Origin of the sequence: Pedobacter puniceum, assembly GCF_009674685.1 — a bacterium.
GTDB lineage: Bacteria > Bacteroidota > Bacteroidia > Sphingobacteriales > Sphingobacteriaceae > Pseudopedobacter > Pseudopedobacter puniceum.
The window spans coordinates 1-24940 of record NZ_WKJI01000004.1 but is presented as its reverse complement, the minus strand read 5'-3'; the positions used below and the strand labels follow the sequence as shown (position 1 = coordinate 24940).

Genomic DNA, 24940 nt, shown 5'->3' with positions numbered 1-24940 from the left:
GTTCTAAATTATGCTTGTTTTGTAAATTGTACGTTAATAGCCAATTTAATTTCATCGCCCACAACAATTTTACCTGCCTCGGTTACGCCATTCCAAGTTAAGCCAAATGCAGTACGACTTATTTTACCTGTAACCTCAAAACCTGCTTTTTCTTGATTATAGAAATCTGTTGCTGTACCACCAAATTCAACATCAAGCGTAACTGGTTTAGTTACATCTTTAATAGTTAAATGACCTTCCAATTTATAATCATCTCCGCTTTTAGTAAAAGCGGTTGAGATAAATTTCATTACCGGGAATTTCTCTGCATCAAAAAAATCAGCAGATTTTAAGTGGTTATCTCTATCTGTTTGGTTAGTGTCTATGCTGGTAACATCCAAAGAAAAATCTATAGATGCATTCGTAAAATCTTCGCTTTCTGTTGTTAAACTACCATCGAATACTTTAAAAGTTCCTGTTACGGTAGAAATTACCAAATGTTTCACTTTAAATTGCACTTCTGAGTGCATAGGGTCTACAACCCATTTTCCGATGTTTGACATATGCCTTTTATTTTTAATTTACAATCTAATATACGTGTTTAAACATATAAAAACAATAATTGTTTTATCTATCAGATTTATTAAAAAAAACTAAGCTTCACAACGTGAATAATGGCTAGAGCAAAAAATATACAAGCTACGCTTTTATTGATGATTTGATGGCTTAAAGCAAACTTATTTTGAATGTATTGGGCAAATCTGGCAAATAAATACAAGGCAGAAAAAGCCCCTATTGCCGCACCTACTGCAAAAATTTCTAGTCCAAACCCTTCTGTAGTAATCCATTCATGAGAAATAAGATAAGTCCCACCAATCATCCAAAAAGGTATTTGCATAGGATTAAATATCCCTAAAATGATACCAGTTTTGATGCTGTCTCTTTTTCTGTGATTAGTATCAGGTTTTAATTCTTTTTTTGCTGTACGCCAGCTGTTTACCCCTAAAATGATAAAAACAGCTATTAATACCCAATCTAACCAATGCATCATATCTTTTTTAGTAGCAAACCACTCTGCAAAGCGCATCAATACATAAGTAAAACAGGCCTCAAAAATAGAGAAGGTGAGTATAAATACCAATGCTTGTTTCATGCCTTTATTCACAGACATTTGAACAGCCGTAAGGTTAATATTGCCGAAAGGCAAATAACCTACAAAATTTACAACTACAGCAACTATAAAGGTGAGTAAAAACATGGCTGCAAATATATATGGCTTATTTCATATTAACTCTAACAAAGGAGACGTTTTTTCTTTGAGTTAAAATAATACTTTTGCAAAAAATTATCACATGTCTAATCCTTTAAAAGCAATTCTATTTGGTTTACTATCTGCACTATTTTTTAGTGCCACTTATATTTTAAATAAAAGTATGGCTAGTGCCGGAGGAGATTTTTTATGGTCGGCATGTTTAAGATACATCATTACCTTACCCATTATTTTGATGGTAGCTTTATTAAGTAAAGGAGGTAAAATCTTATTTAAAGCAGTTTTTAATAATCCCTTACCTTGGTTATTATGGGGTAGTGTAGGTTTCGGACTTTTTTATATAGCCTTAACCGCTGCGGCATCTTTTAGCCCAGCATGGTTGGTTGCAGGTACTTTTCAAACTACTATTATTGCAGGTTTACTTCTTTCGCCTTTTATCTACAAAGACGAGCGAAAAATCATCCCTAAAAAGGCCTTTATTGCTACCTGTATCATCTTATTAGGTGTAATTATTTCTCAGATTGGAGAAGTTAAATCATCTTCCTTGCTTCATATCATAATTGGAGCTTTATTGGTAATATTTTCTGCCTTTATGTTTCCTTTAGGTAATAGGATGATTTTACTATTTCAAGAAGAAGAGCATATTAAATTAAATGCTATACAACGTGTTGCCGGGATGACTTTAGGATCTATGCCCTTATGGATAATAGTTGCCGCTATAGCTTATTTTAGGAGTGGTGCACCATCATCAGCAGAGGTTGTACAATCTGGTGTAATTGCTTTATCGTCTGGTGTAATTGCTACTATTTTATTTTTTAAAGCTACAGAAATGGCCGGTAGCAATACTTCTATTTTGGGTGCGGTAGAAGCAACACAATCTGCCGAGATTGGTATTACCTTAATGCTAGAACTTTTATTCTTAAATGGCAAAGCTCCATCAGCATTAAGTATTATAGGAATGATATTGATAACCGTAGGTATGTTATATTATACCAAAATCTCATCGGCTAAAAGCCATTAAATAAAAAAAGCTGCTACATTTCTGCAACAGCTTTTACCATCATAAATTATATCTTAAAGTGCGGCTCTTAGCATTAAAGCACCAACAGTTACATTGGTTCTGCTATCAATAATAATGGCACCACCGTTTCTTTTATTTGTTTCATAAGGATCAAAAGCTAGTTCATCAGCTGTTTTAATTTCTACCCTACCAATGTCATTCAATCCAAAAGCATCTGCATTTACTTTTTCTAGTGTATTGATATTTACTTTATATAGTATCTCTTGAATTTTGCATCGCGTAAGTTTACTATTATGCTGAATAAAATATGTAGCTGATGTATCTAATTCACGAGTATCCATCCAGCAGATATCAGCCTCAATTAAATTAGAAACGATAGGCTGTCTTTCGGCCTCAGAAATCATATCTCCTCTACTGATATCTATCTCATCTTCTAAATGCATAGTGATAGATTTTCCTTCCTCTGCAATAGCATGCTCGCCATCAAAAGTTTCTATTTTAGCAATTTTTGATTTCATTCCAGAAGGTAATACTTTTATCGTATCTCCTACTTTAAAGGCACCACTTGCCACACGGCCAGCATAACCTCTATAATCATGAAGCTCTTCTGTTTGTGGCCTAATTACCCATTGTACAGGGAAGCGGGCTGGCAAAAGCGCATCCATTTCTCTAACAGGTACCGTTTCTAAATGGTCTAACAAGCTTTTACCTTTATACCAAGGCATGTTTAAAGAGTTATTTACGATGTTATCTCCTTTTAACGCACTTACAGGAATAAAAGTAACCTCATGTAAATTTAGCTTGATAGCTAAAGAATGGTAATCTGCATGTATTTTCTCGAAAACTTCTTCGCTATAATCAACCATATCCATTTTATTTACGCAAACTACCACATGCTCTAAAGCAAGTAGCGAAACTAAATAAGAATGACGAATGGTTTGTTCTATAACACCCTTACGGGCATCTATCAAGATAATAGCTAAATCTGCATTAGAAGCACCTGTAACCATATTTCTGGTGTACTGGATATGACCAGGTGTATCAGCAATGATGAACTTACGTTTCTCTGTTTGGAAATATTTATAAGCAACATCAATTGTAATACCTTGTTCACGTTCTGCTTTTAAACCATCGGTTAAAATGGCTAAATCTATAGAACCATCATCGTTTTTACGACTAGAGTTTTGGATAGCTTCTAATTGATCTTGTAAAATAGATTCTGTATCGTACAGCATTCTACCAATTAAGGTACTTTTACCATCATCAACACTTCCTGCTGTTAAAAACTTTAAAATATCCATTAGAAATATCCTCCTTTTTTACGGTCTTCCATAGCCGCTTCTGAAACTTTATCATCCATTCTAGCACCACGCTCACTTATTTTAGATTGCGAAATCTCTAAAATAATATCATCTATTTGGTCTTTATCAGACTCTACAGCTGCGGTACAAGTCATATCACCAACGGTTCTAAATCTTACTTTTTTTCTAGTGATGATATCTTCTTCATCCATATTTAGATATTCTGAAGCTGCCATCCATTGCCCATTACGCATAATCACGTCACGTTCATGAGCAAAATAAACAGAAGGTAATTCTATATTCTCACGCTTAATATAATTCCAAACGTCAAGTTCTGTCCAGTTACTAATTGGAAATACCCTAACATTTTCTCCTTTATGGATTTTTCCGTTGTAGATATTCCAAAGCTCTGGACGTTGGCGTTTTGGATCCCATTGGCCAAACTCATCACGAACAGAAAAAATTCTCTCTTTAGCTCTTGCTTTTTCTTCGTCTCTTCTAGCCCCACCAATACAAGCATCAAACTTACCTTCTAAAATGGTATCTAGAAGTGTAACCGTTTGTAAAGCATTTCTACTAGCGTTTTTACCTGTTTGCTCTATTACTTTGCCTTGGTCTATAGAATCTTGAACGTAACCTACAATAAGTTTTTCTCCAAGCTTTTCTACTAACTTATCTCTAAATTCAATAGTCTCAGGAAAATTATGGCCTGTATCAATATGTACCAAAGGAAAAGGAAATTTTCCTGGACGAAATGCCTTTTCTGCTAATTTCACAAGGGTAATAGAATCTTTACCTCCCGAGAATAAAAGTGCAGGCTTCTCAAATTGCCCTGCAACTTCTCTTAAAATTGCAATTGCTTCTGCCTCTAACTGATCTAAATAATCCATATTTTAATGCTGAAAGCTGAAAGCCTAAGGCTAAAAGCTTCTTATAAATTTTATATTTTTTACTTTGGGCTTTTCCCCTTTAGCTTTTCGCTTCTAAATCATGCAACCCGCATTCTTTTTTGCTTTGGTCTTCCCACCACCATCTTCCTGCTCTAAAATCTTCTCCTTCTCTTACAGCTCTGGTACATGGGGCACAACCTATGCTAGGGAAACCTTTGTCATGTAAAGGGTTATATGGGATGTTGTTTGTAGCAACATACTTTTTAACATCATCTAAAGTCCAATGAAAAATTGGATGTACTTTTACCAATTGATGTGCTTCATCCCACTCTACCCAATCCATATCTTCACGGTTGGCAGATTGATCTGCTCTGATACCTGTAATCCAAATTTTCTGGTCTTTTAAAGCTCTATTTAAAGGTTCTACTTTTCTTATACCGCAGCAGCTTTTTCTGTTTTCTACCGATTCGTAGAAACTATTTGGACCTTTGGCTGATACAAACTCTTGTAACAAAGTAGCATCAGGAAAATAGGTATGAATAGGCTTCTGATAGGTTTCTAAAGTTCTATTCCATACATAATAAGTTTCTGGAAACAATCTACCTGTTTCTAAAGTAAATACCTTTACGGGTAGGTCTTTAGTAAAAATTATGTGTGAAATTACTTGGTCTTCCCAACCAAAACTTGTTGAAAAAACAATCTCTCCCTCGTAGCTTTTTGCTAAAACTGCTAAAACCTCTTCAGGACTAAGACCTTTTATAATTTCTTTTATTTCTTCTGCTTTATTCATTTTAAAATTTCGGCAAAAATACAATTCTTAAACTTTATAAAACCCTATGCTAAAAATTTCATGATAAAACCTATGATATTTTTGCTACTGGCTAAAATCACAATAATACCTACTGCAAACATGATAGTTTTAGCTGATATTTTATTTGATACTTTAGCGGCTATGGGCGATGCTATGGCGCTTCCTAAAACTAAACCGCTTACGGCGTACCAATGCAAATCATTCAACATGGTAACAAAGGTTAAGGAGCTCATTAAAGCCACAAAAAATCTACTCAGTTTTACTGAGCCTAAAGAATAACGGGCATGTCTGCCGCCAGCAATAAGGGTTGATAAAACAATGGTACCCCAACCACCGCCGCCAACAGCATCTACAAAACCACCTGTAAAACCTAGAGGAGCTACTTTTGTAATTTTTTTCTTTGCAGGCTCGTTCTTTCTTCTGTTGGCTATAATAGCTTTTCTGATGATAATTACCCCTAAAACAAAAGTATAAATAGAGATTAAAGGCTTTGTATAATGACTATAATGTTCTAATGATGATAATAAGTATGCGCCTGTAACAGCACCAATAATTCCAGGGATAACCAACATTTTAAAAAGCTTCTTATTAACATTGCCCATTTTAAAATGCATCCAACCAGCTATACCATTGCTTAATATTTCTGAGATGTGCACCGCCGTACTAGCTGATGCTGGAGGAATACCCATAGACAGCGAAAAAGTTGTTGATGTTACGCCGTATGACATTCCAATAGCGCCATCAACCATAGCGAAAATAAAACCAGCTATTAAAAAATAATAAAAGTATGGATTAACGGTAAGCAAGTAATTCTTAAAAGCCGGGTCTTGATTCCAAAGGGCAAAAAATGTGATCCCTGCAAAGGCCAGAACAGTTATCCAGATAATCCAACCTAAAGCTTTAGGAGAAATTTTCTGTTTAGGCTGTTCATCAACCAAACTAGCGGTAACTTCATTTAGCTTTTTAACTTTATAAGCGAAATCTCCTGTTAAGGTATTTCTTATTTTGTTGATGTTATCTAGAGTTTGATCTAACTCATCTGGCAAGCTTTCGTTTAAAACCTGTTTTAGCCTTTTAGCTACCGTTGGCGATTTACCGTTGGTAGAAATAGCAATTTTAAGATTTCCTTTTTTTACGATTGAGCCTAGATAAAAATCACATAGATGCGGAGTATCAGCAACATTAACCAATATGCCGTTTACCTTACATAATTGCTGTATTTGTTGATGAAGCTCGTAATTATCAGTAGCTAATATCACCAGCTCCTTGCCTTCTAAATCTGATACTTGAAATTGACGATGAATAGTTTTTACTTGCGGATGTTTCTCTAACAAGGTAAAAACTTCGTCTAAATACCTATCTGCAACTACGGTAATATTTGCATCAGGACTATTGTTTAACATAGCTTCAAGCTTTTCTAAACCCACATTACCACCACCTACCAATAAGGTATTGAAGTTTTGCAGCTTTAAGAAAATAGGAAAAAGCTGATTTCCAGCTTTTTCTTTTTCACTATCTTGAGCTAATGTTTGATTCATTTTTCTGTTGGTAAGCTATTATGCGTTTGCAGATTTCTCTAACTCTGGCTGATTTCTGTAACTTTTAACCTTCTCAAGAAAATCATTAGCTTGTGCAAGGTAAGACTCTGCGAAATCTGCTGTAGGCTCATTTTTATTGATTTGCAAAACTAAATCACTAAAAGACCCATCTACAAACTGACCTTCAAAACGCTCTGTAAATTCTTTAATGATACCAGATTGTGTACTGCTATTCACTCCCAAATCTAACAATAATGCTTTAGCACCGCTAACAAATACGCTATAAGAATAGTAAATAGCATCAGACCAAGCTTGTTTTTCAAAAGCTTCTACTGCCCAGCTAAATTTCTCTTCAGCTTCAAATATTAAAGTAGCTACTAAGTCTATCACAACCCCGGCACATTCTCCCACACCGATAGCTGTTTGGAAAGTTTCTTCATGCCCCCAATCAACAAAATCACTATCTGTAAATAAAGTACTATCTGCCAACGGTTTTAATAATTGGTAGAAATAATCTTTACCTTTTTCATCGTAATAAGCATGAAATGTTTGATTTTCTGATGCATTTGTATGGAAATCATCCAATACATTTCTTAAAACCTGTGGCGCTCTTTTAGATGGAACTTTTAAAACCTTATCTGCTGCTCTGCCTAAACCATCGCCAACAATACCACCACCTAAAAGTACTTGTACCGCTGGTAAAACTTTACCATTGGCTTTTAAAGAACTTCCGTGGAAACCAATATGTGCTAAACCATGCTGACCGCAGCTATTCATACATCCACTAATTTTAATTTTGATATCTCTATCGTAAATCAAATCTGGATATTCTTCATAAATTACTGATTCTAGAATACGGCTTAACTCGGTACTATTAGAAATACCCAAATTACAAGTATCTGTACCTGGGCAGGTAGTTACATCGGAAACGCTATCAAAACCTAATGCAACCAGATTTAATGATTTTAAAACATTATATAAAGCAGGTAAATTTTCTGCTGGCACATATTTTAAAAGTAAACCTTGGTTAATGGTAATTCTAATCTCATCAGCAACTAAATTCTTGATACCATCAATCAATAACCTTGCTTGCGCAGTAGGCATATCACCGGTACTTACTTTGATATAAGCCCCAAAAAAGCCTTTTTGCTTTTGCTCGAAGGTATTAGTAGCCAACCATTTTTGGTATTCTACTTCATCTATAACGGTTACTTGCTCAGTAACTTTTAATGGTAAAACCGGAGCTTTAACGGTATCTCTATTAATTTTAAAAGTTTTAACTTTTATAGCGGTTTTTTCTTCTTCAACTAATTTTAAAACCTCGTCTATACCGATTTTATTAACTAGGAACTTCATACGAGCTTTATTTCTATTATTACGCTCGCCATGTCTGTCAAAAACACGAAGTACCGCTTCCCCAAAAGGAATAATATCGTCTTCATGCATAAACTCGCTTACTACATGAGCTAGAGAAGGTTGTGCACCCAAACCACCACCTAATAAAACTTTAAAACCTCTTACTTCTTGGCCGTTCTCTATTTTTACTTTAGGGATAAAACCTAAATCGTGAATAAAAGAAAAAGCAGTATCATCATCACTTGAAGAAAAAGAAATCTTAATTTTTCTACCCATTTCTTGGCAGATAGGATTTCTTAAAAAATACTCAAAATATGCCTGTGCATAAGGAGAAACATCAAATGGTTCTTTAGGATCTATTCCTGAAGTTGGCGATGCTGTAACATTCCTTACCGTGTTACCGCAAGCTTCTCTTAAAGTAATATCATCTTCTGCAAGTTTTGCCCATAATTCTGGCGTTCTATCTAAACTTACATAATGAATTTGAATATCTTGACGGGTAGTAAAATGCAGATTTTTTGATGCATACTCATCAGAAATATCTGCAATTTTTAAAATTTGCTTAAAAGTAACTTTACCAAAAGGCAATTTAATACGAACCATTTGAACGCCAGGCTGTCTTTGGCCGTAAACGCCTCTTGCCAACCTAAGACTTCTAAATTTTTCATCATGAATTTTTCCTTCACGAAAAGCTCTAATCTTTTGTTCAAGATCTATAATTTCTTTTTCTACTAAAGGATTTTCAAGTTCTGTTCTAAAGCTTTGCATAATATTTTTATATAAAAAAACCTCCCTGAAACAAATCAGAAGAGGTTTTCAATTAACACACTAGAAATAATATTTTGATGTGCTTGCTCTCCTGTACCCACCTCAACTATTTATTTTTTGCAGGCAAAATTCAACTGTAAATCATCAAACTAATTTTGACTCCTGCAAATATATATAAAGTATACAGAATTAGTAGACATTTTTTGAAAAAAATTAGCTTAGCCAGCTAATCTTTTCTCCTTAGCAATTAAATCTGCGATGGTAGTCTCAGATAAAATTTTTAAAGTTGCGTCTCTTACATCTTTAAAAGTATCTCTGATACCGCAAGTGCTTTCCTCTTTACACTCATCGCAACGTTGATAAAAATTTAAGCTTACGCAAGGTAATTGAGCTATTGGCCCCCCTGTCAAGCGCATTACTTGCACAAGATTTATCTCTTGAGGATCTTTTAATAAAGAATAACCACCGCCAGCACCTTTTTTACTGTATAAAAATCCAGCGTTACGCAACTCTAGCAAAATTTGTTCGAGAAATTTCTTAGGAATTTTCTCTGTTTCTGCAATAAAAGAAATATTAACAGATTCTTTCTGGTAGCGTTCTCCTAAAGCAATAAGTGCTCTAATAGCGTATTTGGTTTTCTTGGATAACATTTTAATTTATTTCTATAGCATAGGTAATATCAACACCACCAGCTGCAAGCATATCATGTACAGAGCAGTATTTTTTCACAGCCAATTCTGCTGCCTTTTCTACCTTTTGCAAATCTAAGTTACCTTTAAATTTAAAAATCATATGTATAGAAGTGAAAACTGCTGGTATAGCATCTTTTCTTTGGGCTTCTACTACCACTTTTAAATCTTCTATAACTTGTCTTTGTTTTTTTAGTATTGATATTAGATCTAAAGAACTGCAAGACGCTAACGCCATTAAAACTAGCTCCATAGGTCTTGCGCCTAAACCTTCACCACCAATTTCCGGAGAACCGTCTATATGTACTTTAATATCACTAAAACTACTTGCAGCTTCAAAATGTACTGCATCGTTAACTCTATTTAATTCTACTTTCATTTTTTTTGATATGAGTATTGATTTTAGATTTGAGTATTGAGAAATGTGTATTGAGACTTGCTTATCTTAAGATAAAATTTTCTAAAAATCATTAAACAAAACTTATCATCTCATATTACTCAAATAAACTTGAATCTAACTATTCACTATTGAACTATCTCTACTAATAAACTTACTTACTAACCTCTAAAGCTCTAGAAATATCCTCCACAATATCATCAATATTTTCTAAACCTACAGAAATTCTGATACTACCTGGAAAAATACCAATCTGCTTACGCTCTTCTTCTGATAATTTAGAATGTGTAGTAGATGCCGGATGTGTTGCGATGGTTCTTGAATCCCCTAAATTTGAAGAAATTAAAACCATTTCTAAAGCATCTAAGAAACGCTTAGCTCTTTCAAAACCACCTTTTATAACAAAAGTTACAATTCCACCGCCTTGTTTCATTTGTCTTTTTGCCAAATCATACTGTGGGTGTGATGGTAAATGCGGATATCTAACTACTTCAACTTCTGTACTAGCCTCTAAAGCTTCTGCTACTTTCAAAGCATTGCTACAATGCCTATCCATTCTTACAGGTAAAGTCTCTAAGCTTTTAGATAATAGCCAAGCGTTAAATGCAGACATAGCCGGGCCTGTATGCCTAATGAAGAACATCATCTCTTTAATTAAATCTGCTCTTCCGGCAACAATACCACCTAAAACACGTCCTTGTCCGTCCATATATTTTGTGGCCGAGTGACTCACAATATCAACGCCGTAAGCGATAGGTTTTTGTAGATATGGAGTTGCAAAGCAATTATCTACATTGATAATAATGTTTGGATACTTTTCTTTGATTTTACAAAGCCACTCTAAATCAACCAGCTCAAGACCTGGGTTTGATGGCGTTTCTAAGAAAATCATCTTGGTATTTTCTTGTATGGCTGCCTCTAAGCCTTCTGGATTTGCAGCATCAACATAAGTTGAGGTAATGCCCCATCTAGGAAACAAAGTTGTTAAAAGCTGATGGGTAGAACCAAAAATAGAACGGAAAGCCACTACATGATCGCCACTTTTTAATAAGCCTGCAAATGATGCAAATACAGCCGCCATACCAGAAGAAAAAGCCAAACCTGCCTCTGCTCCTTCTAAAGCACATACTTTTTCAATAAACTCCGTTGTATTTGGATTAGAGTATCTTGAGTAAATATTACCTTGTATTTCATCAGCAAAAATAGCTCTACCTTGCTCAGCATCATCAAATATAAAACTTGATGTTAGGTATAAAGGCACAGAGTGTTCTCTATTTTGTGATCTTGTTGTTTGTGTTCTTATTAATTTTGATTCTTCTTTCATCTTTATTCAGTTGTCAGTTTTTAGTTGACAGTTATCAGTTTCTCGTTGTCAGTTGACCATTGCCAGTTTTAGTTAGCCTTCCAAACTTCGGACTTCGGTCATCAAACCTCTGTCTTCATCTAAAACCTCTCTCTCAAATATTCCCCAGTATATGATTTTTGTTCTTTGATGAGCTGTTCTGGTGTGCCTTCAAAAACTAGGTTACCACCTTTATCGCCACCTTCTGGGCCAATATCTATTATCCAATCTGCACATTTTATAACATCCATATTATGCTCTATCACAATAATAGTATTGCCTTGCTCTATTAATGCTTCAAAAGATTTTAGCAATTTTTTAATATCATGAAAATGCAAACCTGTGGTTGGCTCGTCAAAAATGAATAAATTTTTGTGACTATTATTACCTTTTATAAGAAAAGATGCCAATTTTATCCTTTGTGCCTCGCCTCCAGATAGCGTATTTGATGATTGTCCTAAGTGTACATAACCCAAACCAACATCTGCCAAAGGTTTTATTTTATTGATGATTTTTTGCTCAGATTCAAAGAATACCAAAGCTTCATCAATGGTCAAGTCTAAAACCTCTGATACCGTTTTATCTTTATAAGTAACATCTAAAACGTGTTGTTTAAAACGTTTTCCTCCGCAAGCTTCACATGGCAAGAATATATCTGCCATAAATTGCATCTCTATTTTCACCTCGCCTTCGCCTTGGCAAACATCACACCTACCGCCCTCAACGTTAAAAGAGAAGGCCGCTGGTTTTAATCCGGCTGCTTTAGCCGCAGGTTGTGCTGCGTATAAAGCTCTTATCTCATCCCAAGCCTTAACATAAGTAACAGGATTTGAACGAGACGAACGCCCTATTGGATTTTGATCTACCAACTCAACCTGATTTAATAAATCATAAGCCCCATCTATACCATCATACAAACCGGTTTGCTCACCAGAATAATTACCTAAAACTTTTTGTAAAGCAGGAAATAAAACTCTTTTTACCAAAGATGTTTTACCCGAACCCGATACTCCTGTAACAGCAGTTAATACATTAAGCGGAAATTTTACATTGATATTTTGAAGATTATTTTCTCTTGCTCCTTTTATTTCTATAAAATCTACTGGCTTTCTTCTATTTTTAGGAATAGCAATTGCTTCTCTTCCACTCAGGTATTTACCGGTTAAACTCTTCTCATCTTTAAGAATCTGTTGGTAAGAGCCTTCGAAAATTAAATTTCCCCCTTGTGTACCTGCTTCGGGGCCAATATCAATGATATGATCTGCGGCTTGCATAATTTCTTCCTCATGCTCTACCACCAAAACGGTATTACCAACATCTCGTAAAGATTTTAAAACACCTATCAGTCTGTTAGTGTCCCTTGGGTGTAAGCCTATACTTGGCTCATCTAAAACATAAACAGAGCCTACCAAAGAACTGCCAAGAGATGTTGCTAAATTAATTCTTTGCGACTCGCCACCGGATAAGGTGTTGGATAAACGATTTAAAGTTAAATATCCTAAACCAACCTCGTTTAAAAAAACTACTCTATTAGTAATTTCTAATAACAATCTTTTAGAGATTTTCTGCTGCTGCTCATCTAATTCGATATGTTTAAAAAACTCCAGAAGTTTTTCTAAAGGCATTAAAACCAAATCTGTAATAGAAAAGCCATTAACTTTAACATAAGCAGCATCTGGACGTAAACGTGTACCCAAACAATCTGGGCAGTTGGTTTTACCACGATAACGTGATAGCATTACCCGATATTGAATTTTATAAGTTTGTTCTTCTAAGTATTTAAAAAATTCATCTAAACCTTCAAAGTATTTATTTCCTTTCCAAAGCAATTTACGCTCTGCAACGGTTAACTGACTAACAGGTCTGTGAATAGGAAAATCAAATTTAGATGCATTTTTGATGAGCTTATCTAACCACTCTCGCATCTTTTCACCTCGCCAAGGAGCTATAGCACCATCATAAATAGATTTTGATTTATCTGGGATAACCAAATCTTCATCAATACCGATTACTTTTCCATAACCTTCGCATTTAGGGCATGCTCCATAAGGATTATTAAAACTAAAGAAATTTGGGCTTGGCTCTTCAAACTTTATCCCGTCTAACTCAAACCTATCAGTAAAATGCTTTCTATCATCGTTATAATCAACAAAACAATCTCCTTTACCTTCAAAAAAAGCAGTTTGTACAGAGTCTGCAATTCTACTTAAAGTTTCATCTTCTTGATTGGTTACTACCCTATCTATCAGGATTAAGATTGCATGCTCATCGGCTAAATATTCGTTCTTAATGCTAGTATCTTCTAAAATAGCTTCAACCTTTTTTATCTCGCCCTTAAAAACAACTCTGGCGAAGCCTTTCTGCAACAATACAGCTAACTCTTCTTTTAAAGTTCTGTTATTGTGCGGATGTAAAGGACATAAAATAGTAACTGTAGACTCTTCAGGTAAGGCTGATATGTAATTTACAACATCAGTAACCGAGTCTTTTTTAACAACAGCACCAGAAACCGGAGAAATAGTTTTTCCTATTCTACTAAAAAGCAGCTTTAAATAATCGTAAATTTCTGTTGATGTACCAACGGTAGACCTAGGGTTAGAGGTAATAACTTTTTGCTCAATAGCAATTGCAGGAGCGATACCTTTGATGTAATCTACATCAGGTTTATTCATCCGACCTAGAAACTGCCTTGCATAAGAAGATAAACTTTCTACATATCTTCTTTGACCTTCAGCATAAAGTGTATCAAAAGCCAAAGATGATTTCCCCGAGCCAGACATACCCGTAACTACTACAAGTTTATTTTTTGGTATAGCTACATCCAGATTTTTTAGGTTATGAACCCTTGCCCCTTTTATAATTATATTTTTTACCGAGTTTTTATCTTCTATCATCCTTTTACAAAAGTAGGGCTTCTAAAAATTGTTTTGCACTTTATTAAGTATTTTGACTTATTTTTAATATATCTTGCAAAGATGTAGCAAATTAATAAAAGCTAACGTATTAGGATTTTAATTAACTTTTTCATTTTTTATTCCAATTGATTAAAATACTATATCTTATAAAAAACTTGATGTTTACATTTTGATTTTTATAAAATTATTATTTCATTTGGTAATAATAAATTTAACAACTCAAATTTTTAGCTTATAGAGAAAACTCTTACTTAATTAGAACTAACACAAGGAAGAATTAACTAGGAGGAATTATGAGCTATCAAACCAAATCAGACCAAGAACTGGTACATCTTTACATAAAGGGTAAAGAAGCTGCTCTAACAGAATTAATTACCAGGCACAAATCTAGAATATATACATCCATTTATTTATTAGTAAAAGATGAATATTTAGCTGAAGATATTTTTCAAGATACTTTTATCAAAGTTATTAAAACCCTAAAACAAGGTAGATATAACGAAGAAGGCAAATTTTTACCATGGGTATTAAGAATAGGCCACAACTTGGTTATAGATTATTTTAGGAAACAAAAAAGATCGCCAGTTATTACCAATACCGATGGCTTTGACATTTTTGATGTTTTAGGTATTTATGATGAAAGTGCAGAAGACAAAATGGTAAAAGAGCAAACCCATCAAGACTTAAAACAACTGATTCATTTATTACCATCTGAACAAAAAGAGGTGTTAATTATGAGACATTATGGCGATTTATCTTTCAAAGAAATTGCAGATTTAACTCAAGTAAGCATAAATACAGCTTTAGGAAGAATGCGTTATGCGCTAAATAATTTGCGCAAAATGATTACAGAAAAAGAATTATCATTAAAAAATTGATTTTTTATTTATCTGTAAAATAATAGCAGCAGCTAAACGTTTCTATCTTATATTTTAACAAATTTTAACAGTTAAAGCTTATGATAGAAACTTTTACACAACAAAACTCTGAATTGTTTCACGAACAAAATAACGAGGAGGAAACTGCTATGAAAAATCTTACTAAAGAAGAACATTTGTTTTATGAACAGTTAAAACCTGCTTTAAACAAACTGATTAAAAACCCATCAGAAGAAAGTATAAACAGGATTTTAAAATACTCCAAATCGTTATAACAAAAAAGCCTCTTTAAAAATTAAAGAGGCTTTTTTATTATACTTTATTTTTTAGGCGGTAATACTTGTAAACCTTAACCGCCGACATGATGACTGCACTAAAAATAATTAGACCTATTAACCCGTAGAGCCAATCTACAGCACTTTTTAAAACCACCGTAAAAACTATAGCTACCAAAAATATAGTTGCTAGTTCATTCCATAACCTTAATTGGGTACTTGTCATTTTAAAAACGCCATTTTTTAGCTGTTTGATGATTCTACCGCATAAAAAATGATAAATAAGCAAACCTACAACAAAAGCTATCTTAACTTGCATCCAGCCGGTTTGTAATAAACCCGGATTTAAATGTAGCATAGTTAAACCAGCCAAAACACTTAATAACATAGCTGGCGTAGTAATAATATTCCAAAGCTTAGCTTCCATAACTTGGAATTGCTTTTGTAAAATATCACGTTCTACAACAGGCCTATCATTAGCTTCTGTATGGTAAATAAACAACCTAACGATATAAAAAAGCCCTGCCATCCAACTAACAACAAATATGATATGTATTGATAAGACGTAGGGATACATTTTATTTCTTAATTAAATTTTGCCTGAATAGAATCTAGATTAGTAGCTTTAATATCTAAACTCTTTTACTACTTCTATAGCATATTTTACATTATCAAAAGGAATATCAGGCATAATACCGTGTCCTAAATTAAATATAAAGCCTTTTTCGCCACGCATACGTTCAAAAAGTCTATGGATTTTTTCTTTGATGACCTTTTTATCTGCATAGAGAATAAATGGATCAAGATTTCCTTGAACTGCCATTCCTTGTGGTAAACGTTGTTTAATATCTCTCAAATCAACATTCCAATCAATAGAAACAACATCTGGTTTAGCTTCTGCCATAAGTGGCGCAAAAACAGAACTTCCTTTACAAAAAGAAATTACAGGAATATCTTTCCTATTTAGTTTACTAATAATTTCATTGATATAACGATGAGAAAACTCAGTATAATCATCCCAGCTTAATGCCAAAGCCCAACTATCAAATATTTGAACTGCGTTAACGCCAGCTGCTATTTGCAGATTTAAATAATCAGCAGTTACTGTTGCAATTTTACTTAAAAGCTTATGCGCCAATTCTGGATGATTATTAATCATCAGCTTTGTTAATTTAAAATCTTTAGAAGAACCGCCTTCAACCAAATAGCTCATCACGGTAAAAGGTGCCCCAGCGAACCCAATTAAAGGAATCTGCTTATCGCCCAAAGCGCTTAACCTTTGCTGTATAACTTTAATTGCATCAGCAACATATTGTAAACGATGCGTAACATCAACATCTAAGGCATCGATATCTTGAGCCGTTCTTACCGGATTGGCAAACTTAGGCCCAACGCCTTGCTCAAAACTTAAATCTCCGCCCATTGCTTCTCCTGTAACCAGAATGTCTGAAAACAAAATAGCAGCATCAATCCCTAATAAATCGACTGGTAACATGGTTACATCAGCAGCAATTTCTGGTGTTTTGCACATTTCCAGAAAAGAATATTTGTTTTTAATCTCCCAGTATTCCGGCATAAATCTACCTGCCTGACGCATCATCCAAACTGGTGGGCGTTCTGTTTGCTGAGATAAAGCTGCTTTAATAAATAACGAATCCTTCATTTAATTTGATGTAACTCTTTTTCTAAATTTTTTAATATGCTTTGTTGTCTAGCAGGCAAAGGTATCTTTTTTGCCTCTGCTATCCATAATAAACCTTTGTCTTTTTGCTTATTCCTAAGATTGATATTGGCTAAATGCATGATAGCTGTACCTAAATCTTGGACTTTAAGACCTGAAAAAGCTGCTTTCTCTAAATGTTTCTCAGCAGTTTGATAATCCATTTGGTGTACAGCTATACAGCCTAATAAGTACTCGTAATAAGGTTTTCTCTTTTTACTCAGATATTGCGGCTTAGCAATACTTAAAAGTAGATTTTTAGCTGCTTCGTAATCTTTATTTTTAAACTGTTTAGCTGCTAAAATAATAGGTCCTTCTTTAAAATAACCCCAAATAACTAAGCCAACAAATAAAAAGCTTAATGCTGCAATTTCGTAAACCTTTAAAGTTATAGCCAACATGGCCACAATTAAAAGCAAGAAACCAACTAACCACCTAGCCTTATTACTAAACATATTGCTTAAGCATCAGTAAATTTATAACCAACGCCTCTGATAGAGTGGAAATAAATTGGATTTTTTTGATCTGGTTCAAAATATTTTCTGAACGTAAGGATAAAATTATCTATAGTTCTTGTTGATGGATAAACATCGTAATTCCAAACCGTTTCTAAGATTTGCTCACGAGAAACTGCCTCATTCTTACGTTCTATCAACAACTTTAAAAGCATGGTTTCCTTTTTGGTTAATGGAGTAATAGTTCCGTTTTCATGCTTTAACTCAAAAGAATTGAAATAAATAGTTTTATCTCCTATTTTATAAGAGTTGATTTCCTTTAAATCATCACCCTTCATACTTCTTTTGATGAGATTATTTACTCTTAAAATAAGCTCTTCTAAATTGAAAGGTTTGGTTAGATAATCATCAGCACCTTTTTTAAGTCCTGTAACTCTATCTTCAGAAGTATTTTTAGCAGTTAAGAACATGATAGGCACCTCGCTATTTTCTAGTCTAATGGTTTCAGCAACCTGAAAACCATCTATTTCTGGCACCATAACATCTAAAATGATAAGGTTAAATTTTTCTTCTTTAAATACTTTTAAAGCTTTTTTCCCGTCGGTAACAGCTCTTACAAAAAAGCCTTCCATTTCCAGGTTTAGTTTGATGGCTTCAAGAAGATGTTCTTCATCTTCCATCAATAAAATTCTTTGTTTATTTACCATAATTGTAATTTTTTATCCAAAAGAAACTTCAAATACAGTTCCACTTGGTGTATTATTCTTTACTTTAATAAGTGCTTGATGATTTTCTAGCACTTGTTTAACAATAAATAAACCCAAACCTGTGCCTTTAGTTTTACGTGTATTCTCGCTGCCTACTCTGTAAAACTTATCAAATATCTTAGGCTTTTCTGCATCTGGTATACCCATACCTAAATCGGCAACTTTAAAGCATACTTTACCATTACTTTTACGCTCTAAACTTACGTGGATAGGCACACATTCTGGTGAATATTTTACTGCATTTTCAATTAAATTAGTAACTACAGAAGCCATAGCAAACTTATCACCAGTAATAAAAATATTAGGTTCTATTTGTGTAATTAAGGCTTCTTTATTGCAAACGTGTATCTGTAATCTGGCTACAATTTTCTCTATTAACTCTGATAGATTAAGTTGCTCTTTAGGAAAACTGTATGAATTATTTTCAATTTTTGAGGCTAACAACATATTTTCTACTAAATCATCTAGCCTTTCTATGTCTAAAAGTGACTTTCCGATAAAATTCTTTTGAGTTTCTTGATCTAAATCTCTTTTCTGAATAGTTTGTAGATACAATTTAATAGATGCCAAAGGCGATTTCAACTCATGAGTTACAGAAAGTAAGAAATTCTTTTGCTGGGCATTCATTTTCTTTTCTCTGTTAATAGCTTTATGCAATTTATAAGCTCCAAAACTCATCAAAGAAACAAAAACAATACCTTCGCCAATTACCATACCTCTTCTTATAGGCTCCAACTCAATGAGTAAAGTTGCCCACCAAAATAATTGTGCAATTACGTAGAAAACTAAAACGTAAAATATGGTTAGCGGTTTCATGTTATCTGCTTCTGAATACGATGTCTAAAGTTTCAAAAATTTGTCTTTTTGCCTTCTCTAAATCTAACTTACTATGTGCTACCGATATAAAGCCTACCTCGTAACCTGAGGGTCCGAAATAAACTCCTCTATTAAGTAATTCTTTATGCATCACCTTAAACTTCTCCATACTAGCCGGGTCTATTTCTTCTGCCGTTTGGATTTTATCTTTATCGGTGAAGGCAAACCAAAAAATAGAACCTATAGTAAATACTTTAAATTTGTAGTTTTTTGCAGTAGCGTAACGTTGTATAGACTCTGTAAACTCTTGAGTTTTATTGTTTAATTCTTTATAAAAACCAGATTTACTCAGTTCGGTTAATTGAGCAATACCAGCAGCCATAGCAACCGGGTTACCAGATAATGTACCTGCTTGATAAACCCCTCCTTCCGGAGATATATTAGACATAATTGACGATGAAGACGCATAAGCACCTACAGGTAAGCCACCGCCAATAATTTTACCGTAAGTAACTATGTCTGGCTGTATATCATAATATCCTGCTGCACCTTCAAAACCTACTCTAAAGCCAGAAATTACTTCATCAAATATTAATAAAGCGCAATTTTCATTACAAATATCTCTTACAAATTGTAGAAAATCTTTGTCTTGTAAAAGTAAACCATTATTAGCTGGAACTGGCTCTATAATAACTGCCGCAATTTGTTCCTTAAAATCTTCAAAAGCCTTTTTTAGAGCTTCTTTATCATTAAGTGAAACCACAATAGTTTCATTAGCAAAAGATTTAGGTATACCAGCAGAAGATGTTTCTCCGAAAGTTACCAAACCAGAACCCGCTTTCACTAGAAGAGAATCTGAATGGCCATGATAACAACCTTCAAATTTTATAATTTTATCTCTCTTAGTAGTACCTCTTGCTAAACGAATAGCAGACATTACGGCTTCTGTGCCAGAACTCGTAAATCTTATCTTTTCTATATATCTATTATTTGATATAATAAGCTCTGCTAGTTCATTTTCTAAGGCTGTTGGAGCACCAAAAGACATTCCGTTAGCCATTACTTCAATAACCTTTTCTCTTACTTTAGCAGGATTATGACCTAAAATTAATGGTCCCCATGAGCAGCAAAAGTCAATAAACTGATTTCCATCTGCATCCCATAGATAACAACCATCACCTTTTTCTATAAAAAGAGGTGTTCCATAAACTGATTTGAAAGCTCGTACGGGCGAATTTACTCCACCAGGAAAAAAGGTTTTAGCTTTTTCATATAATTGAGCAGACTTTTCTCTTGATATATCTGGTTTTGCACCAGAAGTTAAGGATGTAGTTTCTTCCTCACCGCTACTAAAAATCTTTTTTATCGAATCGAACATCTTCTTATTGTTATGGGTAAATCTTTATTTAAATCCAGTTATTAGCTAAAACTTCTTTAGCATGATAAGTTAAAATAACATCCGCTCCTGCTCTTTTTATTCCCATTAAGGTTTCTACAGTTGCTCTTTTTTCATCTAACCAACCATTTTGCGCTGCTGCTTTTATCATGGCATATTCTCCACTTACGTTATATGCCGCAATAGGTAAATCAAAATTATCTTTCATTAATTTAATGACATCCAAATAAGCTAAAGCTGGTTTAACCATTAAAAAATCAGCTCCTTCTTGGCTATCTAACATCCCTTCAATTAAAGCTTCTCTTTGATTGGCCGGATTCATCTGATAAGTTTTTTTATCACCAAAACGCGGGGCAGAGTCTAAAGCATCTCTAAAAGGTCCGTAAAATGCGCTTGCATATTTTGCTGTGTAAGACATAATAGAAACATTGGTAAAACCTGCTGCATCTAACGCTTCTCTGATATAGCCTACTCTACCATCCATCATATCAGAAGGAGCAACAATATCTGCACCAACTTCTGCCTGTGCAATAGCCATTTTAGCTAATATTTCAAGTGTTTCATCGTTTACAATTTCGCCATTTTTTACTAATCCATCATGCCCGTCAGAACTATATGGATCCATGGCTACATCTGTAACAATGCAAGCTTCTGGAAAATTAGATTTTACCTCTTTAATAGCTTTAAGGTATAATCCATTTTTATTTAAACTCTCTGTCGCAGTTTTATCTTTTAATGACTCTTCTAAATTCGGAAATAAATCAAAAGACTTTAGTCCTAATTTAAGACAAGCCTCTACTTCCTTCAACAGTAAATCAATTGAATACCTATAAATGCCAGGCATAGAAGAAACTTCTGTTTTTTGATTTTTACCATCAATAATAAACAGCGGAAAAATAAAATCAGAAGCTCTAAGAAAGTTCTCTTGAACCATATTTCTAATCACTTCAGATTTTCTGTTTCTTCTTGGTCTGCTAAGCATCATCATAATAATTTTATTTTATATCTATACCAAAAACTGCCTCAGCTAAACCAATTTCATCTGGCGATGATGGCAATATATATGGAACATTCATCTCTTCAAACTTCTTACCTGTAGAAGCCCCTATAGCAACAATTTGCTGCCCTGGTTCCAATAAGTTGTCTACAAAATAAGCCTCAACATTTGAAGGGCTTGTAAATACCAATACATCTGCAAAACTTTGAGCAACATCATCAACCAAAATAGTTTCATAAATGGTTAAATCAGTGATTTGTGTTTCTTGCGATAAAGCTTTTTGAATTGTCTTTAAAGAATCTTTAGCCGATGGAAATAAAATATGCGTTCTATTCGCTATAGTGGCAAATTCCTCGGCTACTTCTGTAATATCACTACTTTCTCCAACAAAAGAGGGCACTTTCCCTAATTGTCTTAAGGCATCTTCTGATCCTCTCCCTACTACACCAAATTTCACATCTTTTGGCAATACAGGATTTAATTTAAAAAAATACTCTATACCGTTCTTGCTACTAAAGAAAATCCAATCTACATTTCTAAAAATATAAGAATCTAACTTATGAATAGTAGGTACTGTTTTAATTAAAGAACGAGCTTCAATCTCAATACCATGTTTTATTAAAGCTCTATAGAAATAGCTATGTTCAGATAATTCTCTTGATATAAAAACTGTTCTTGCTAACCTTCTTTTTTCTAAGTCAAATTTAGCGACAATTCTTTGCGCCAAGTTCTCTGTAGTGGATGATTCTAAATAGAGTCTGTCTGGTAATTCATCACCTGTATCTGCTTTAGTTGTCCATACTTTAAACATCCCATCCTCCTTTTCACAATAACATCCCAAGGGCATATGACAGCCTCCGTTAAATAAATTCAGAACTTTTCTCTCTACAGCAATACAAGTTGCTACATCAGTATCATTTATTTGCTGTAACACCTCATGAAGTTCATCATCGTTATCTCTAATTTGAATGGCTAATACCCCTTGTGCTGGCGCAGGTACAAGCTCAGAAGTTGGCTCAATTTCTTCAATATAAAATTCAGATAAATCCAAATTTAATCTGCTAATACCAGCTTTAGCCAGAATAATAGCATCATAATTCTCATCTCTTAACTTTTGAATTCTTGTATTAACATTACCTCTTAAATCCTCAATCTCTAAATCAGGTCTAACCGCTAATAACTGAGACTGCCTTCTATTAGATGATGTGCCTACAATACCATTATGTTTTATTGATAGCTTTTTCGATAAATCCACACAATCCTTTAGGATTAATATGATTTCAGATGGATCTTCTCGTTCAGAAACAGCGGCTATTTTTAATCCTGGAGGATTCTCCGTAGGTAAATCCTTATGAGAGTGAACAGCTAAATCAATTGTTCCAGCTAGTAGGTGTTCTTCTAATTCTTTAGTAAAAAAACCTTTCCCTTCTAATTTATCTAGTCTTAAGTTTAAAATATTATCACCTTGAGTTTTAATGATTTTAATTTCAGTACTTATTCCTATCTTATTAAGTTTGGCCGCTACGTGGTTTGCCTGCCATAGCGCAAGATCACTACCTCTTGTTCCTATAATAACTGTTCTGTTCAATTGACTTAAAATATGAGTAAAAATAAAACTTTTGGAGGTACTTTAAGTAGATTATTAACTAAGCATTGTTAACTAAGATATCCTTAGCCATAACCATAGGAACGCTAATATATTTCTTTTCCATATAAGCCATAACTTTTTCAAGAACCTCTCTAGAACTAGGGTCTAATGAATTTACTTCTTCTGCAAAAACAGAATTTAAAGCCTTAGTTTTAATTTCTTTAATTTTCTCAGGAACCTCTTTCATGGCAAGCTCAATCCTACGCTGCTTTAAAATAGGTCTAAACTCTTTTATATTTTTTTCAATAATAGCTTCACCATTTATTAATTCTTGGTAACGCTCTTTAAGATTCTTATCCGCAATATCTTGCAAAGTCTTAACATCAATATACTCAAGTTTAAAATCAGAGATTACATCTTGATGAGTATCATTAGGAATAGCTAAATCAACAATGATTTTCTTAGATGTATCACCATTAAGTAGTTTAATATACAAGTCTTTTGTGATAATTGGCTCTGTAGCACCTGTACAAGTTATAATAACGTCAAAACCAAAGGAATAACTTTCTAGATCATTCAAACTATAAGCAACGCCACCTAATTCCAAAGCTAAAGATTGAGCCTTACTTAAAGTCCTATTAAAAATCGAAAAGTTTTGATATTTATGTTTTTTGAGATATTTAGCTAGGTTTTGGTTAGTTTCCCCAGCCCCTATGATTAAAATTCTACTATTAGGATTAATCTTAAGCTCTCTTAGTTTTCTGTAAGCTAAAGAAACAACTGATATTGGATTTTTAGAAATATTGGTATACGTATAGACTTCTTTAGCAGTTTTAACCACTCTGTTCATGATTAACCTTAGAAAGTCTCCTGTAAATCCTTTTTCTTTACACGACTCATAAGCTTTTCTAACTTGAGCTAAAATCTCCTTTTCTCCTACCACTAAACTCTCTAAAGAACTAGAAACTCTCATTAAATGATTAAGAGCATCCTCTTGTTCATAAATACAGCAATTATCAACTATTAAATCCAAATCCTGATTGGACATTCGCCCATTATGGAATAAATCTAAGAAGCGTTTCACGAAATCTTTAGTGATATCATGTTCAGCCGTAAAAATAAATTCTACTCTATTGCAAGTACCTAAATAGAATATTTCGGCAATATTAAACTTCTCACGAACTAAATTAAGCACAGAATCAATAGCATCATTACATAATACTAAACATCCCAACTTATCAAGCTCAATCTGCTTATGCGTAAATGCTATAACTTTAAGATACTTCAATGATGATATTTTTTGAACTGTACAAATGTAAAATAGCTAAGTTACACCTATGTCAATCATTTGTCAATTGCATTTATTTAGAAAGGATTTAAATAACAGCCATTGTAATTGATAGTCTTTATAACCATATACTTTACACAGTAAAAGCGAGTTCTCTTATTCCTATTGATAAGGATATTACACAGCTAATCTTATTAAGAGCCTTGATATTATTATAATCAAGTTTCATGAACAGTAAACACTTCACAGCTTTCGGAAGATTGAAGCTTTAAGGGTGATATATTTAGGATGGTTGCTTAGATTTATGTATACCCTTAGCATGGGGTAGTATAGTATAATACGGTATCGTAAGCATAGCCTATACAAACACAAAAGCTCTTGATATTTCTATCAAGAGCTTTATGTTTATTTATTTAATAAAAGTCGGCATCGACCTACTCTCCCACATTTTACTGCAGTACCATTGGCTCTGATGGGCTTAAC

Annotated in this window: 23 protein-coding genes; 3 read left to right on the top strand and 20 right to left on the bottom strand. The window is 33.8% G+C overall.

Annotation, left to right across the window (positions count from 1 at the left end; genetic code table 11):
• Nucleotides 1–8: 8 nt before the first annotated feature.
• Nucleotides 9–542 (bottom strand): YceI family protein, encoded by a 534-nt coding sequence (locus tag GJJ64_RS13645; RefSeq protein ID WP_026904451.1) that lies wholly within the window; start codon nt 540–542, stop codon nt 9–11.
• Nucleotides 543–622: 80 nt separating this feature from the next.
• Nucleotides 623–1237, bottom strand: coding sequence for a LysE family transporter (locus GJJ64_RS13640; RefSeq protein WP_154288332.1), 615 nt, complete (start codon nt 1235–1237; stop codon nt 623–625).
• Nucleotides 1238–1331: 94 nt separating this feature from the next.
• Between GJJ64_RS13640 and GJJ64_RS13635 the strand changes: the two genes are divergently transcribed.
• A complete protein-coding gene (locus GJJ64_RS13635; protein WP_154288331.1) occupies nt 1332–2270 on the top strand; it encodes a DMT family transporter in 939 nt (312 codons plus the stop codon).
• A gap of 53 nt (nt 2271–2323) precedes the next feature.
• Here GJJ64_RS13635 and cysN read toward each other — a convergent pair whose 3' ends face one another.
• The 9 genes from cysN to uvrA all read right to left on the bottom strand — a co-directional run bounded on the left by cysN (nt 2324) and on the right by uvrA (nt 14256).
• Nucleotides 2324–3571, bottom strand: a complete 1248-nt coding sequence (gene cysN, locus GJJ64_RS13630) for a sulfate adenylyltransferase subunit CysN (protein WP_154288330.1) — start codon at nt 3569–3571, stop codon at nt 2324–2326.
• On the bottom strand, nt 3571–4461 hold the full coding sequence (gene cysD / locus GJJ64_RS13625) for a sulfate adenylyltransferase subunit CysD (protein ID WP_154288329.1): 891 nt from the start codon (nt 4459–4461) through the stop codon (nt 3571–3573). The genes cysN and cysD overlap by 1 nt, the downstream gene beginning before the upstream one ends.
• A gap of 79 nt (nt 4462–4540) precedes the next feature.
• Entirely contained in the window at nt 4541–5251 is a 711-nt protein-coding gene (locus GJJ64_RS13620; protein ID WP_154288328.1) for a phosphoadenylyl-sulfate reductase, read from the bottom strand.
• 44 nt (nt 5252–5295) lie between these two features.
• Nucleotides 5296–6810, bottom strand: a complete 1515-nt coding sequence (locus tag GJJ64_RS13615; RefSeq protein ID WP_154288327.1) for a TSUP family transporter — start codon at nt 6808–6810, stop codon at nt 5296–5298.
• A gap of 18 nt (nt 6811–6828) precedes the next feature.
• Nucleotides 6829–8934 carry a HEPN domain-containing protein gene (locus GJJ64_RS13610; protein ID WP_154288326.1) on the bottom strand — a complete coding sequence of 702 codons (2106 nt, stop codon included), beginning with the start codon at nt 8932–8934 and terminating at the stop codon, nt 6829–6831.
• A gap of 218 nt (nt 8935–9152) precedes the next feature.
• Nucleotides 9153–9584 carry an RrF2 family transcriptional regulator gene (locus tag GJJ64_RS13605; protein ID WP_039447813.1) on the bottom strand — a complete coding sequence of 144 codons (432 nt, stop codon included), beginning with the start codon at nt 9582–9584 and terminating at the stop codon, nt 9153–9155.
• Nucleotide 9585: 1 nt separating this feature from the next.
• Complete coding sequence (locus GJJ64_RS13600; protein ID WP_154288325.1) at nt 9586–10002, bottom strand: OsmC family protein; 417 nt, start codon at nt 10000–10002, stop codon at nt 9586–9588.
• Nucleotides 10003–10174: 172 nt separating this feature from the next.
• Nucleotides 10175–11344, bottom strand: a complete 1170-nt coding sequence (locus GJJ64_RS13595) for a trans-sulfuration enzyme family protein (RefSeq protein ID WP_154288324.1) — start codon at nt 11342–11344, stop codon at nt 10175–10177.
• Between the two features lie 119 nt (nt 11345–11463).
• Entirely contained in the window at nt 11464–14256 is a 2793-nt protein-coding gene (gene uvrA, locus GJJ64_RS13590; RefSeq protein ID WP_154288323.1) for an excinuclease ABC subunit UvrA, read from the bottom strand.
• 314 nt (nt 14257–14570) lie between these two features.
• Between uvrA and GJJ64_RS13585 the strand changes: the two genes are divergently transcribed.
• Entirely contained in the window at nt 14571–15155 is a 585-nt protein-coding gene (locus GJJ64_RS13585; protein WP_154288322.1) for an RNA polymerase sigma factor, read from the top strand.
• Between the two features lie 80 nt (nt 15156–15235).
• Nucleotides 15236–15430, top strand: coding sequence for a hypothetical protein (locus GJJ64_RS13580; protein ID WP_154288321.1), 195 nt, complete (start codon nt 15236–15238; stop codon nt 15428–15430).
• Nucleotides 15431–15467: 37 nt separating this feature from the next.
• Here the strand turns inward: GJJ64_RS13580 and hemJ are convergent, their stop codons facing one another.
• The 9 genes from hemJ to hemA are packed head-to-tail and all read right to left on the bottom strand — an operon-like array spanning nt 15468 to nt 24457.
• Nucleotides 15468–16007 (bottom strand): protoporphyrinogen oxidase HemJ, encoded by a 540-nt coding sequence (gene hemJ / locus GJJ64_RS13575; RefSeq protein ID WP_154288320.1) that lies wholly within the window; start codon nt 16005–16007, stop codon nt 15468–15470.
• A 48-nt stretch (nt 16008–16055) separates the two neighbouring features.
• A complete protein-coding gene (gene hemE, locus GJJ64_RS13570) occupies nt 16056–17093 on the bottom strand; it encodes a uroporphyrinogen decarboxylase (RefSeq protein WP_154288319.1) in 1038 nt (345 codons plus the stop codon).
• Nucleotides 17090–17605 (bottom strand): tetratricopeptide repeat protein, encoded by a 516-nt coding sequence (locus tag GJJ64_RS13565; protein WP_154288318.1) that lies wholly within the window; start codon nt 17603–17605, stop codon nt 17090–17092. Before GJJ64_RS13565 ends, hemE begins: the two co-directional genes overlap by 4 nt.
• Nucleotides 17606–17610: 5 nt before the next feature.
• Nucleotides 17611–18312, bottom strand: a complete 702-nt coding sequence (locus GJJ64_RS13560) for a response regulator transcription factor (protein ID WP_026904638.1) — start codon at nt 18310–18312, stop codon at nt 17611–17613.
• A 12-nt stretch (nt 18313–18324) separates the two neighbouring features.
• Nucleotides 18325–19188 carry a sensor histidine kinase gene (locus GJJ64_RS13555; protein ID WP_154288317.1) on the bottom strand — a complete coding sequence of 288 codons (864 nt, stop codon included), beginning with the start codon at nt 19186–19188 and terminating at the stop codon, nt 18325–18327.
• A 1-nt stretch (nt 19189) separates the two neighbouring features.
• Nucleotides 19190–20566 carry a glutamate-1-semialdehyde 2,1-aminomutase gene (gene hemL, locus GJJ64_RS13550; RefSeq protein WP_154288316.1) on the bottom strand — a complete coding sequence of 459 codons (1377 nt, stop codon included), beginning with the start codon at nt 20564–20566 and terminating at the stop codon, nt 19190–19192.
• Nucleotides 20567–20594: 28 nt separating this feature from the next.
• A complete protein-coding gene (hemB, locus tag GJJ64_RS13545) occupies nt 20595–21566 on the bottom strand; it encodes a porphobilinogen synthase (protein ID WP_195759297.1) in 972 nt (323 codons plus the stop codon).
• Nucleotides 21567–21579: 13 nt separating this feature from the next.
• Nucleotides 21580–23169: a hydroxymethylbilane synthase gene (gene hemC / locus GJJ64_RS13540; protein WP_154288314.1), complete on the bottom strand. Its 1590-nt coding sequence runs from the start codon at nt 23167–23169 to the stop codon at nt 21580–21582.
• A 58-nt stretch (nt 23170–23227) separates the two neighbouring features.
• Nucleotides 23228–24457, bottom strand: a complete 1230-nt coding sequence (gene hemA, locus GJJ64_RS13535) for a glutamyl-tRNA reductase (RefSeq protein ID WP_154288313.1) — start codon at nt 24455–24457, stop codon at nt 23228–23230.
• Nucleotides 24458–24940: the final 483 nt, after the last annotated feature.

Excerpts from the sequence above, each read along its gene's own strand:
- GJJ64_RS13645 (WP_026904451.1), bottom strand. The coding sequence starts at position 542 with ATGTCAAACATCGGAAAATGGGTTGTAGACCCTATGCACTCAGAAGTG.
- GJJ64_RS13640 (WP_154288332.1), bottom strand. The coding sequence starts at position 1,237 with ATGTTTTTACTCACCTTTATAGTTGCTGTAGTTGTAAATTTTGTAGGT.
- GJJ64_RS13635 (WP_154288331.1), top strand. The coding sequence starts at position 1,332 with ATGTCTAATCCTTTAAAAGCAATTCTATTTGGTTTACTATCTGCACTA.
- cysN (WP_154288330.1), bottom strand. The coding sequence starts at position 3,571 with ATGGATATTTTAAAGTTTTTAACAGCAGGAAGTGTTGATGATGGTAAA.
- cysD (WP_154288329.1), bottom strand. The coding sequence starts at position 4,461 with ATGGATTATTTAGATCAGTTAGAGGCAGAAGCAATTGCAATTTTAAGA.
- GJJ64_RS13620 (WP_154288328.1), bottom strand. The coding sequence starts at position 5,251 with ATGAATAAAGCAGAAGAAATAAAAGAAATTATAAAAGGTCTTAGTCCT.
- GJJ64_RS13615 (WP_154288327.1), bottom strand. The coding sequence starts at position 6,810 with ATGAATCAAACATTAGCTCAAGATAGTGAAAAAGAAAAAGCTGGAAAT.
- GJJ64_RS13610 (WP_154288326.1), bottom strand. The coding sequence starts at position 8,934 with ATGCAAAGCTTTAGAACAGAACTTGAAAATCCTTTAGTAGAAAAAGAA.
- GJJ64_RS13605 (WP_039447813.1), bottom strand. The coding sequence starts at position 9,584 with ATGTTATCCAAGAAAACCAAATACGCTATTAGAGCACTTATTGCTTTA.
- GJJ64_RS13600 (WP_154288325.1), bottom strand. The coding sequence starts at position 10,002 with ATGAAAGTAGAATTAAATAGAGTTAACGATGCAGTACATTTTGAAGCT.
- GJJ64_RS13595 (WP_154288324.1), bottom strand. The coding sequence starts at position 11,344 with ATGAAAGAAGAATCAAAATTAATAAGAACACAAACAACAAGATCACAA.
- uvrA (WP_154288323.1), bottom strand. The coding sequence starts at position 14,256 with ATGATAGAAGATAAAAACTCGGTAAAAAATATAATTATAAAAGGGGCA.
- GJJ64_RS13585 (WP_154288322.1), top strand. The coding sequence starts at position 14,571 with ATGAGCTATCAAACCAAATCAGACCAAGAACTGGTACATCTTTACATA.
- GJJ64_RS13580 (WP_154288321.1), top strand. The coding sequence starts at position 15,236 with ATGATAGAAACTTTTACACAACAAAACTCTGAATTGTTTCACGAACAA.
- hemJ (WP_154288320.1), bottom strand. The coding sequence starts at position 16,007 with ATGTATCCCTACGTCTTATCAATACATATCATATTTGTTGTTAGTTGG.
- hemE (WP_154288319.1), bottom strand. The coding sequence starts at position 17,093 with ATGAAGGATTCGTTATTTATTAAAGCAGCTTTATCTCAGCAAACAGAA.
- GJJ64_RS13565 (WP_154288318.1), bottom strand. The coding sequence starts at position 17,605 with ATGTTTAGTAATAAGGCTAGGTGGTTAGTTGGTTTCTTGCTTTTAATT.
- GJJ64_RS13560 (WP_026904638.1), bottom strand. The coding sequence starts at position 18,312 with ATGGTAAATAAACAAAGAATTTTATTGATGGAAGATGAAGAACATCTT.
- GJJ64_RS13555 (WP_154288317.1), bottom strand. The coding sequence starts at position 19,188 with ATGAAACCGCTAACCATATTTTACGTTTTAGTTTTCTACGTAATTGCA.
- hemL (WP_154288316.1), bottom strand. The coding sequence starts at position 20,566 with ATGTTCGATTCGATAAAAAAGATTTTTAGTAGCGGTGAGGAAGAAACT.
- hemB (WP_195759297.1), bottom strand. The coding sequence starts at position 21,566 with ATGCTTAGCAGACCAAGAAGAAACAGAAAATCTGAAGTGATTAGAAAT.